General features: G+C 38.5%; 9 protein-coding genes and 4 tRNA genes. All 13 read left to right on the top strand.

Features of this window, described 5'->3' with window-relative positions; all coding sequences use genetic code 11:
* The first annotated feature begins 31 nt into the window (after positions 1 to 31).
* Entirely contained in the window at positions 32 to 2,005 is a 1,974-nt protein-coding gene (locus MUG87_RS12465) for a DHH family phosphoesterase (protein WP_247082584.1), read from the top strand.
* The gene (gene rplI / locus MUG87_RS12460) at positions 2,002 to 2,448 is read left to right on the top strand and encodes a 50S ribosomal protein L9 (RefSeq protein WP_247082582.1); all 447 of its coding nucleotides are present in this window, start codon (positions 2,002 to 2,004) and stop codon (positions 2,446 to 2,448) included. The genes MUG87_RS12465 and rplI overlap by 4 nt, the downstream gene beginning before the upstream one ends.
* Before the next feature lie 91 nt (positions 2,449 to 2,539).
* Positions 2,540 to 3,889, top strand: coding sequence for a replicative DNA helicase (gene dnaB, locus MUG87_RS12455; RefSeq protein ID WP_247082580.1), 1,350 nt, complete (start codon positions 2,540 to 2,542; stop codon positions 3,887 to 3,889).
* 410 nt (positions 3,890 to 4,299) lie between these two features.
* Entirely contained in the window at positions 4,300 to 5,589 is a 1,290-nt protein-coding gene (locus tag MUG87_RS12450) for an adenylosuccinate synthase (RefSeq protein WP_247082578.1), read from the top strand.
* 360 nt (positions 5,590 to 5,949) lie between these two features.
* Positions 5,950 to 6,022 (top strand) — tRNA-Lys (locus MUG87_RS12445).
* A gap of 7 nt (positions 6,023 to 6,029) precedes the next feature.
* Positions 6,030 to 6,101 (top strand) — tRNA-Glu (locus MUG87_RS12440).
* 11 nt (positions 6,102 to 6,112) lie between these two features.
* Positions 6,113 to 6,188: transfer RNA gene (locus MUG87_RS12435), tRNA-Asp, on the top strand.
* Positions 6,189 to 6,227: 39 nt separating this feature from the next.
* Positions 6,228 to 6,300: transfer RNA gene (locus MUG87_RS12430), tRNA-Phe, on the top strand.
* Between the two features lie 229 nt (positions 6,301 to 6,529).
* The gene (gene yycF / locus MUG87_RS12425; RefSeq protein WP_124565763.1) at positions 6,530 to 7,237 is read left to right on the top strand and encodes a response regulator YycF; all 708 of its coding nucleotides are present in this window, start codon (positions 6,530 to 6,532) and stop codon (positions 7,235 to 7,237) included.
* 3 nt (positions 7,238 to 7,240) lie between these two features.
* Complete coding sequence (gene walK / locus MUG87_RS12420) at positions 7,241 to 9,070, top strand: cell wall metabolism sensor histidine kinase WalK (RefSeq protein WP_247082576.1); 1,830 nt, start codon at positions 7,241 to 7,243, stop codon at positions 9,068 to 9,070.
* The gene (gene yycH / locus MUG87_RS12415) at positions 9,067 to 10,419 is read left to right on the top strand and encodes a YycH family regulatory protein (protein ID WP_247082574.1); all 1,353 of its coding nucleotides are present in this window, start codon (positions 9,067 to 9,069) and stop codon (positions 10,417 to 10,419) included. Before walK ends, yycH begins: the two co-directional genes overlap by 4 nt.
* Positions 10,406 to 11,218 carry a two-component system regulatory protein YycI gene (locus tag MUG87_RS12410; RefSeq protein ID WP_247082572.1) on the top strand — a complete coding sequence of 271 codons (813 nt, stop codon included), beginning with the start codon at positions 10,406 to 10,408 and terminating at the stop codon, positions 11,216 to 11,218. The genes yycH and MUG87_RS12410 overlap by 14 nt, the downstream gene beginning before the upstream one ends.
* On the top strand, positions 11,215 to 12,009 hold the full coding sequence (locus MUG87_RS12405; protein ID WP_247082570.1) for an MBL fold metallo-hydrolase: 795 nt from the start codon (positions 11,215 to 11,217) through the stop codon (positions 12,007 to 12,009). The genes MUG87_RS12410 and MUG87_RS12405 overlap by 4 nt, the downstream gene beginning before the upstream one ends.
* The last annotated feature ends 29 nt before the right edge of the window (positions 12,010 to 12,038 follow it).

Genomic DNA, 12,038 nt, shown 5'->3' with positions numbered 1-12,038 from the left:
ATGGTTAAGTTTTTATGTGGGAGTTGAACGTATGCCAGAGTTTTATAAGAAACAAAAGTTTCTTTATCCTATCTACTCCCTTGCTTTTTTGACTCTTGTTATTATTACGGTTCTTACGTACTATGACTGGATCCTGGGGGTTTCTGCGTTTGCAATCTTTTGTCTTGTTATATTTTTTCTTATTAAATTTGAATTATTATTCCGTAAAAGTTTAGAACAATACACATCAGATATGCTGACAAGAGTAAAGAAGGTAAATGATGAGGCTTTGAATCAAATGCCTATCGGTATTTTACTTTACAATAAAAATTACGGAGTAGACTGGGCTAATCCTTATTTGTCTTCTTGCTTCGGACAATACTCTTTAGCAGGCTGGCATTTACATGACCTAGCCGATACTTTACTCTCCTTTGTACGTCAAGAAACAGATGAGGATATTATTACACTTAATAAGCGTAAGTTTCGTATCTTTGCTCGTAGAGAGGAAAAGTTAGTATATTTCTTTGATGTAACGGAACAAACACAAATTGAAAAGATGTATGAGGATCAAAGAACGGTATTGGCTATCATTTATTTAGATAATTATGATGAAATTACACAAGGACTAGATGATCAACTTCGTACAAATATCACAAGTCAGGTTACATCTGTTTTAAATGATTGGGCTCTCAAGTATGGTATTTATCTTAAACGTGTGTCCTCTGATCGCTTTTTTGCTGTTTTAAATGAGAGTATTTTAACACAGTTAGAAAAAGGAAAGTTTGATATTCTTGATCAGGTAAGAGAAAGCATGTCTAAACGCAATATCCCATTAACATTAAGTATTGGCGTAGGCTCAGGTGTGCTCTTATTACCTGAGTTAGGTACACTTGCTCAGTCTGGTTTAGATTTAGCTCTTGGACGAGGCGGGGATCAGGTTGCCATTAAACAAGCAACAGGCAAGGTGAAATTTTATGGCGGAAAAACAAATCCTGTAGAGAAACGAACACGAGTAAGAGCACGCGTTATCTCGCATGCATTAAAAGACTTAGTATTAGAAAGCAGTCATGTTATTATTATGGGGCATAAAGCACCAGATATGGATGCAATTGGTGCTGCAATTGGTATACTAAAAGTAGCGCAATTAAATGAACGGGATGGTTATATTGTTATTGATGAAAATGATTTGGATACAGGTGTAAAACGTCTGGTAGAAGAAATTAAACATAATGATGAATTGTGGTCACGTTTCATTAGTATAGAACAAGCTCTAGAGTTAGCATCGAATGACTCTTTGTTAGTAGTGGTAGATACGCATAAGCCTTCTATGGTTATTGAAGAACGACTTCTTGATAAAATTGAGAACGTGGTTGTCATTGACCACCATCGTCGCGGCGAAGAATTTATTGAAGAGCCGTTGCTCGTATATATGGAACCATATGCTTCTTCTACTGCAGAGTTAGTTACAGAACTACTGGAATACCAGCCTAAACGGTTAAAACTCAATATGTTAGAAGCTACTGCTTTATTGGCGGGTATCATTGTTGATACAAAGAGCTTTACATTTAGAACTGGAGCAAGAACATTCGATGCAGCTTCTTATTTACGTTCACATGGTGCAGATACGATATTGGTGCAAAAGCTCTTGAAGGAAGATATGGAGCATTACTTAAAGATTGCAAAAATGATTCAAGATGCGTATATTTATAAAAATGGAATTGCTTTAGCAAAAGCAGAAGAGAATCAATATTGCGACCAAGTGTTAATTGCGCAAGCTGCTGATACATTGCTCACTATGACAGGAGTGACTGCTTCTTTTGTAATAGCTAAGAAAAAAGACAGCACAATTGGAATTAGCGGAAGATCCTTAGGAGATGTAAATGTGCAGTTGATTATGGAGAGCCTGGGCGGCGGTGGTCATTTGACAAATGCGGCGACTCAACTACCAAACAGCAATCCTGACGATGCAGAGCAAAGGCTTCAAGAAGCCATTGATGAATATTTAGAAGGGGGAAATAAATCATGAGAGTTATTTTTCTAAAAGATGTAAAAGGAAAAGGTAAAAAGGGAGAAATTAAAAATGTTGCTGACGGCTACGCACATAACTTTTTATTAAAGCAAGGCTTAGCACAGGAAGCAACAAATGCAAATGTTAAAACACTAGATGCGCAAAAACGTAAGGAACAAAAGGATGCGGAGCTAGAACTAGAAAAAAGCAAAGAGCTAAAAGGCAAAATTGAGCAGTTAACTGTACAGTTAAAAGCAAAATCCGGTGAAGGTGGTCGCCTATTTGGTTCCATTACCAGCAAACAAATTGCAGATGAATTGCAAAAAGCGCACGGTATTAAAATTGATAAGCGTAAATTTGAAATGCATGATGCAATTCGTGCGTTAGGTCACACGAACGTTCCTGTTAAGTTGCATCCACAAGTAACAGCAACATTGAAGGTACATGTAACAGAACAATAAAAGAATGCAGAAAAGTAGACATGGGGGCAGTGATTTTTCGCAGCACAGCAGCTGAAAGATTACTGTCCTTACGTATGAGGAGGTTTTTAAAGTGAGTGAAATCAATGACCGCACCCCTCCGCAAAATATAGAAGCCGAGCAAGCTGTATTGGGGTCTATTCTTCTTGAGCAGGAAGCGCTCACGGTGACCTCAGAGATACTAATGCCGGATGATTTCTATCGTACTTCTCATCAAAAGATATATCAGGCGATTTTAACACTCTCAGATAAGGGAGAACCGGTTGATTTAGTAACGGTCACTGCAGAACTTGCCGATCAAAACTTGCTTGATGAAGTTGGTGGGGTTTCATATTTAGCAGAATTGGCCAACTCTGTTCCCACAGCTGCAAATGTAGAGTTTTATGCCCGCATTATTGAGGAGAAATCCGTTTTGCGTCGCTTAATACGTACAGCCACTACAATCGCTTCAGAAGGATATGAACGTGAAGATGATGTTGAAGGACTACTAAGTGATGCTGAAAAGAAAATTCTAGAGGTAGCCCAGCAAAAAAATACAAAAGCCTTTCAAAATATTAAAGACGTGCTAGTTGTAACGTATGACAAGATTGAAACATTACATCATCGCAAAGGCGATATTACTGGGATTCCGACAGGATTTACAGAGCTTGATAAAATGACTGCCGGTTTCCAGCGAAACGATCTCATTATCGTTGCAGCACGTCCATCTGTAGGTAAAACGGCCTTCTCTTTGAATATTGCCCAAAATGTAGCAACCAAAACTGATGAAAATGTAGCAATCTTTAGTTTGGAGATGGGTGCAGATCAGCTTGTTATGCGTATGCTTTGTGCAGAAGGAAATATTAACGCGCAGCGTTTGCGTACGGGAGATTTAACACCGGAAGACTGGGGTAAGCTTACGATGGCAATGGGAAGCCTTTCAAATGCCGGTATTTATATTGATGATACACCTGGTATTCGTGTAGGTGAAATCCGAGCAAAATGCCGCCGATTAAAACAAGAGAGCGGTTTAGGTATGATCCTTATAGATTATCTACAGCTCATTCAAGGTAACGGAAAAGGTGGAGAAAACCGTCAACAAGAAGTCTCTGAAATCTCCAGGTCCCTTAAGGCGCTTGCGCGTGAGCTGCAAGTTCCTGTTATCGCACTTTCTCAGCTCTCTCGTGGTGTTGAATCGCGCCAGGATAAGCGGCCGATGATGTCAGATATTCGTGAATCTGGAAGTATTGAGCAGGATGCTGATATTGTTGCTTTCTTATATCGTGATGATTACTATGATAAAGAGACTGAAAAAAAGGATATTATTGAAATTATTATTGCGAAGCAACGTAATGGCCCTGTTGGTACAGTAGAACTTGCTTTCGTTAAAGAATTTAATAAATTTGTTAACCTGGAACGTAGATTCGATGAACCAGGTGCTTAAGCAGGCATAAAAATGACAACACATCACATGATAAGGATGTGTTTTTTTTTTGCATATAGAAAATTTATATAAAGCTTTGATTTTTTTAAATTAGGTTGTGTTAAAGCCTAATGTTGATCATTTGCACTTGTTGATGGGAGTGAAGGGGTGAAGACTCCTTGTGGGAAAAGCCAGTTAAAGGGAGACCACGCAGGCGCATAGCGCTGAGGAGACTCACTGACCGCCCACGGAAAGCGAACCCCCGTAACGGAAATCAACAATGAACTTTAACAGAGCCTACAATTATAAAATGAACGAACAAAAAAGGTTAATATAAATAAAATGTTCGTATTTTTATTGACATCTTTGTTCAGTTTGGTAAAATGGTAAGTGTTTGATGAGATCGTTTGAAATATTTGGAGGTGCTTTGAATGTCTTCAGTAGTAGTTGTAGGAACGCAATGGGGCGATGAAGGAAAAGGAAAGATTACAGATTTTCTTTCTCAGCATGCAGAAGTAGTAGCACGCTATCAAGGCGGAAATAATGCAGGACATACGATTGTTTTTAATGATACACGTTATAAACTTCATTTAATTCCATCCGGAATCTTTTTCAAAGAAAAAATCTGTGTAATCGGTAACGGAATGGTTGTTGATCCGAAGGCTTTGGTAGAAGAGCTTGCATACTTACATGAACGCGGTGTTAGTACGGAAAATTTGCGAATCAGTAATCGTGCTCATGTCATTTTACCATATCATCTGAAACAGGATGAACTTGAGGAAGAACGTAAAGGCGCAAACAAAATTGGCACAACAAAAAAAGGAATTGGACCTGCCTATATGGATAAAGCTGCACGTATTGGTATCCGTATTGCAGATTTGCTAGAAAAAGAAGAATTCCAAGAGAAGCTAGAGCGCAACTTAGCAGAGAAGAATCGTTTGTTTGAAAAAATGTACGATGCAGAAGGCTTCCGTATGGAAGATATTTTTGAAGAGTATTATGAGTACGGACAACAAATTAAACAATATGTATGCGATACTTCTGTCGTATTAAATGATGCACTTGATGAAGGTCGTCGTGTATTATTTGAAGGTGCGCAAGGTGTAATGCTAGATATTGATCAAGGAACGTATCCGTTTGTAACATCCTCTAATCCAATTGCAGGCGGTGTAACAATTGGTTCGGGTGTAGGACCTTCTAAAATTAATCGCGTGGTTGGTGTATGTAAGGCATATACAAGTCGTGTAGGAGACGGACCTTTCCCTACGGAATTATTTGATGAAATTGGTCATCAAATTCGTGAAGTGGGTCGCGAATATGGTACAACAACAGGACGCCCTCGCCGTGTAGGTTGGTTTGATAGCGTTGTTGTAAGACATGCTCGTCGTGTGAGTGGCCTTACTGACTTATCGTTGAACTCTATCGATGTATTGACAGGTATCCCAACATTAAAGATCTGTGTAGCTTATAAATATAAGGGAGAAACGCTACAAGAATTCCCTGCAAGCCTACGTATCCTTTCTCAATGTGAGCCAGTTTACGAAGAGCTCCCAGGCTGGACAGAAGATATCACTGGTGTGAAAACATTAGACGAACTTCCAGAAAACGCAAGACATTATGTGGAACGCGTATCTCAGTTAACAGGTATTCCGTTATCTATGTTCTCTGTCGGACCAGATCGTAACCAAACAAACATCATTCGTAACGTATATGGTGTGTAATAATTGCTATACTTGACAAAGTAAGGTATAGTAAGAAACAGAAGAGCCCATTTTATGTGGGTTCTTTTGTTTGTGATTTTTTTAAAAAAAGTATTGCAAAGTGAATTGAATCTATGATAATATGAATATTGTCGTCATTGAGATATTCGTGTCAAGCTAAAATGGTTTACATACTAATAAGCGTGTTGCACGAATACTTTTTATATTATGAGCCATTAGCTCAGTCGGTAGAGCACGTTCGAGTAAGCTACGAAGCGAAGCTACAGCGTACTCATCGAGCAGCTACTTGCGTAATCATACTGAGATGAGGACGTCAATTTAAAGTTATAAGTATGTTACACGAATACTTTTTCACATCATGAGCCATTAGCTCAGTCGGTAGAGCATCTGACTTTTAATCAGAGGGTCGAAGGTTCGAGTCCTTCATGGCTCACATGCATGGCCCGTTGGTCAAGCGGTTAAGACACCGCCCTTTCACGGCGGTAACACGGGTTCGAATCCCGTACGGGTCATTTTAATACTAGGTTCCGTGGTGTAGCGGTTAACATGCCTGCCTGTCACGCAGGAGATCGCGGGTTCGATCCCCGTCGGGACCGCCATTTTGTTTTACCGCATAGGCGGTTTTACATAGATAGTTTGGCTCGGTAGCTCAGTCGGTAGAGCAGAGGACTGAAAATCCTCGTGTCGGCGGTTCGATTCCGTCCCGAGCCACTTCAAAAAAGCAGAGCGGGCCCGCTCTGCTTTTTTATTTTTATAGACAATTAAACGAGGTTCATTTAACAAAAGACTCCTTATTTAAGCACTAAGGCTGATAGTGTTAGGAGTTCACAATGTTCCTGTTTTACAAATGTATGCACATCTTTTAAAATAAGAGTAAGAACGCCTCTAGCCTCTGCTAGAGGCTTTTGTGTAAAAATGATTTCTAGGAGGAATGAAGAAAATGATGGGAAAAAAGATTTTAGTCGTTGATGATGAAAAACCAATTGCCGACATTTTAAAGTTCAACCTTGAAAAAGAAGGCTTTGAGATTGTCATGGCGCATGATGGTGAAGAAGCCATTGAAAAAGTGGAAGCTGAGAAGCCAGACATGGTTTTATTAGATATTATGTTACCAGGAAAAGATGGACTAGAGGTATGTCGTGAAATTCGAAAAACATATGAGATGCCTATCATTATGTTGACTGCTAAGGATTCTGAAATTGATAAAGTATTAGGGCTGGAGTTAGGCGCGGATGATTACGTTACAAAGCCTTTCAGTACAAGAGAATTATTAGCACGTGTTAAAGCAAACCTACGTCGTCACCAACAGGTTGGCAGCGCAGAAAAAGAAGAAAACGCAGAAATTATAATTGGACCGGTTGTAATTAACTCAAACGCATATAGCGTTACAAAGCGCGAAGAGAGCATTGAATTAACACATCGTGAATTTGAACTGCTTCATTATCTAGCAAAGCATCTTGGACAAGTTATGACTCGTGAGCACTTACTACAAACAGTGTGGGGCTACGACTATTTCGGAGATGTTCGTACAGTAGATGTTACAGTACGCCGCTTACGTGAGAAAATTGAAGATAATCCAAGTCATCCCACACTCATTGTGACACGAAGAGGTGTAGGATATTATCTTCGTGATCCAGAGCAGGAATAATAGATGAAAAAAGTTGGTTTTTTTCAATCTATACATCTCAAGTTCGTCCTTATTTATATGCTCTTGATTTTATTGGCCATGCAAATCATTGGCATATATTTTGTAGGCGAACTCGAGAAAAGACTTCTTGATAACTTTCAAACATCATTAACCAAACGAACAGATTTACTTGCGTATAATTTGCGCGGGGAATTTTCTAAGGAACGAGAAAAGGATGACCCGATTGGTGTAGCAACGCAAAAGCTTTTAAAGAGCTTTATATCAGGTCCGAATGATGATGTACAGGAAGTTCAATTTATTGATGAAAATAGTCGAGTGCTGGCAACATCCAACTCTTCTAATGAGGCCGCTATCGGGCGTAAAACAAATGATTTACGAGTAAAGCAGGCTCTTGTCTCAGGAAATGCACCTGAACCTAAAATGGAGCAAAATGCTGAGGGTGAACGTGTACAAGTAAATGTGGTACCACTTATTGTAGAGGAAAAGACGAAAGGTGTTATTTACATTACAGCTTCAATGGAAGATGTATACGGGCAAATGAAAGAAATCAATCAGATTTTTGCTACAGGAACTGTCATCGCATTGATTGTTACTGCTGGTCTGGGGATATTACTTGCACAAACAATTACCCGTCCGATATCTGATATGCGTAGACAAGCAATGGAGATGGCTAAAGGAAATTACTCTCGTAAAGTAAAGGTATACGGTTACGACGAAATTGGACAGCTTGCGTTAGCGTTTAACAATTTATCAAAAAAGTTGCTACAAGCAAGGGCTTCAACAGAGAGTGAAAGACGCAAACTCACATCTGTCTTATCTCACATGACAGATGGTGTAATTGCCACAGATCGAAAAGGAAGAATTATTTTATTAAATGATCCTGCAGAAAAGATGCTGAATGTTTCACGTGAAACAGCTTTGGATCAACAAATCCTTGAGATGCTAGGCATTGAAGAAGAATATACATTAGATCAACTATTTCAAGAGCCGGATTCAGTTCTTTTGGATTTTAGTACACGTGATGAGCCTTATATTTTACGAGCGAGTTTTTCTGTTATTCAAAAGGATACTGGTAAGGTTAATGGTCTTATTGCCGTTTTATATGATGTAACTGAACAAGAGAAAATCGATAGAGAAAGACGTGAGTTTGTAGCAAATGTTTCACATGAGCTACGTACGCCGCTTACTACGATGCGAAGCTACTTAGAGGCTTTGAGTGATGGCGCTTGGCAGGATCCAAACATTGCACCTAACTTCTTGTCTGTAGCGCAAGATGAAACAGAACGTATGATACGTCTTGTAAATGATTTGCTTCAACTGTCTAAAATGGATAGTACAGAGTATCAATTAATGAAGGATTGGGTAGAGTTTACCGAATTCTTTAGTAACATTATTGACCGCTTTGAAATGTCTAAAGAGCAAAATGTATCCTTTAAGCGTGCTTACTCTAAAAAGAGTCGCTTCATGGAGATAGACGAAGATAAGATTACACAAGTTTTATATAATATTATTTCTAATGCTTTAAAGTACTCGCCAGAAGGTGGTACCATTACGTATCGTTTACGTGAGCGAGCGGATATGCTTGAAATTAGTATCAGCGATCAAGGTATGGGCATACCGAAGGAAAACGTAGATAAGATATTTGACCGCTTCTATCGTGTTGAAAAAGCGAGATCGCGTCGCATGGGTGGTACAGGGCTAGGACTTGCCATTGCTAAAGAGATGATTAAGGCGCACGGAGGAGATATTTGGGCAAAAAGTGAAGAAGGAAAAGGAACAACTATTTACTTCACCCTGCCGCTTGGAAAAGAGCAAGAGGATGATTGGGAATGAATATTGAAAACTTTAAAACCATTTTATTAATAAACCTTGTGGCAATCAGTCTTTTTCTATCCTATAGCCTATGGACATGGCAGCCAGCATCTGACTCAACTTCAAAACAAAAATATGTGCAGGAAGATACTGAAATACAACAAAAAAAGGTAGCTGATTTCATCTTTCCCACACAAATGCTGGTACATCGTGAGAATGATCATATTGTTAGCATGAAAGGCTCCGATATAGCAGCCATGTATCATGCATTGGAAGAGGGTGAATTTGATAACTTCAGAGATATCTCCAATAAAATTCCTAGGGAGGAATTTTTATCTTTTGTTCATGGAGAATTTAAAACAGAGTTGGTTTTTAATACAGATATCACTTTTACAACTATGCGAAATATATTTTCCATTAAACATAAGGGATTAAACTCTTACAGCTTTGATCGTATCGTCATCCACCTACCTCCTGATAAACAGGAAGAAGAACTGAAGGTTTATTTCATCTCCTATGATTATCAAAAGGTATATGAAATGACCATGACAGGTTACGCAGTACAGCAGTTAGAGATGATTCAAAATCAATTTGTGGAGAAGGCCGCACAGAAGTATTTTATGTATCGTGTTAGTGACCAGCGCGCAATCTTTTTGCCTGAAACAGAACAAAAAATGCCGAGCATCCCTTACATTGCTAGCGAAATGTCCCGGGATATGCTAAAAAATGCTTTGTTCACAGATCCACGGTATGTAAAGGAAGAGGAAACAAAAACAGAAGAGAGCTATACTGATGGAACAAGACTTTTGCAGGTAAAAAAAGACAAGCGTATGATTTCTTATGAAAACTCTGCTGTTGCAGGAAATGGATATGTAAGCAGTAGCGCCCTAGTCCAAAAAAGCATTGATTTTATCAATAGTCACGGTGGTTGGACAGATACGTATCGGCTGTATGATGTGAATGCTAAGAGAGGACAAACTTCTTTTCGATTATATGTGGATAATAGCTATCCTGTTTTTACAAGAAGCGGAATCGCTGCATTAAAACAATCCTGGGGAACAGAGGAATTAAGTAAATATGAAAGACCTCTTCTGCAGCTAAATTTAAAAGGTGAAGAAGAAGACGTAATGCTACCTTCAGGACGTGCTATTATTGCACAGCTAACAAATGCGACAAGTCACAATGCAAAAGAATTGCGAAGCATTTATATAGGATATGAAATTATTCCGCAATCAGGAAGAGGCGGAGGAACGGTCAACGTCATCAAATTAGAGCCGATATGGGTAATAGCTTATAAATCACCGAAAACAGGTATATATTACAAACGATTTTCTGGGGTAGAAGGAGGAGATCTGATTGGATTGGATTAAAATAAAAAATATTTTTATTATTACCTTTTTAATCTTAGATCTTTTCCTTGTTTATCAAATTTTTGAAAACCGAAATAACAATCAGTTAGAACAAATTGCAGTTACCACACTTGAAGAGCGACTTGAGGAAGATAATATCACGTATGTTGAACTTCCAAAAGAACCTACCAAAGCAGCTTATATAACAGGTAGACGTAAGGTTTTTAAAGATGAAGAAATACGCTCTTTAAAGAATCAATACGCAATTTTAGAAAGCGAAAATATGATTGTAAGCAAGTTAAAAGAACCACTTCCTATCCCTAAAAATGATAAGGGGTATTTTTTTGAGGAGTTTCTACGCACATATGTATTAGAGGGAACAAGATATAAGTATTGGAAAGCGGAAGAAAAAGAGCGCAAGGTTTATTTCTTTCAGCAATATAAAAATCAAAACATCTTATATAACAACGATGCGATGGTTGTATTAGACTATAACGAGAAAGATGAAATTACTTCTTATACGCAAACAATGCTTACTAATATTTCAGAAATGGTAGGAAGTAAAAAAGATCAAGAAATTATTACATCTGTGAAGGCGCTAGAGGCTCTTCACTCTAAAAATGAACTTAAACCAGGAAGCCGTGTAACGAAAGTAGAGATTGGATATTATACAATTGTTACACCTTCTTCAGGTGCGCAGGTCATTGCGCCTACTTGGCACTTTATGATTAATGGAAAAGATGATTTTTTTGTAAATGCGAGAGAAGGACAAATTTTTAACATTGGCAAGGATAATAAACAATGGAGTGAAGAAGAATGAGTTTACATTTCAGTGTACTTGCCAGTGGAAGTACAGGCAATATGTTATATGTAGGAACGGAAAATCAAAAACTGCTTGTCGATGCGGGACTAAGCGGAAAGAATGCAGAAGCCCTTTTTCAGCAGGTAGATGCAAATATAGCCGACTTATCAGGTATTCTAGTAACCCATGAGCATAGTGACCATGTAAAAGGACTTGGGGTACTTGCTAGAAAATATAAGCTCCCGATATATGCGAATGAAAAAACGTGGCGCGCTATGGAACACTTAATTGGAAACATTCCAACCGAACAAAAGTTTATCTTTCCAACAGGTACCATAAAAACATTTGGTGATATTGATGTAGAATCCTTTGGCGTATCTCACGATGCTGCGGAGCCTATGTTTTATGTTTTTCATCATGATAATAAAAAGCTCACTATCATTACAGATACAGGATATGTGAGCGACAGGATGAAGGGTGTTATTAAAGGCTCTGATGTGTTCATTTTTGAAAGTAACCATGATGTAGAAATGCTGCGAATGGGTCGCTATCCATGGAGCGTTAAAAGAAGAATTTTAAGTGATGTTGGCCATGTATCCAATGAAGATGCTGCTTTGGCCATGTACGATGTAATTACGGATCAAACAAAGCATATTTATTTGGCGCATTTAAGCTTAGATAACAATATGAAAGAGCTGGCAAACATGTCTGTGTCTCAGGTACTACAAAGTAAAGGGATCGATGTAGGACGCTCTTTATTTGTGCATGATACAGACCCAAAAGAAGCCACAAAAATTCAATACGTATAATTAGCTCTTTTGGCAAACACTATAAAAAA

Origin of the sequence: Ectobacillus sp. JY-23, from assembly GCF_023022965.1 — a bacterium.
Taxonomy (GTDB): Bacteria; Bacillota; Bacilli; order Bacillales; family Bacillaceae_G; genus Ectobacillus.
The sequence above is the reverse complement of the archived record's forward strand: the minus strand, read 5'-3'. Positions and strand labels throughout refer to the sequence as shown.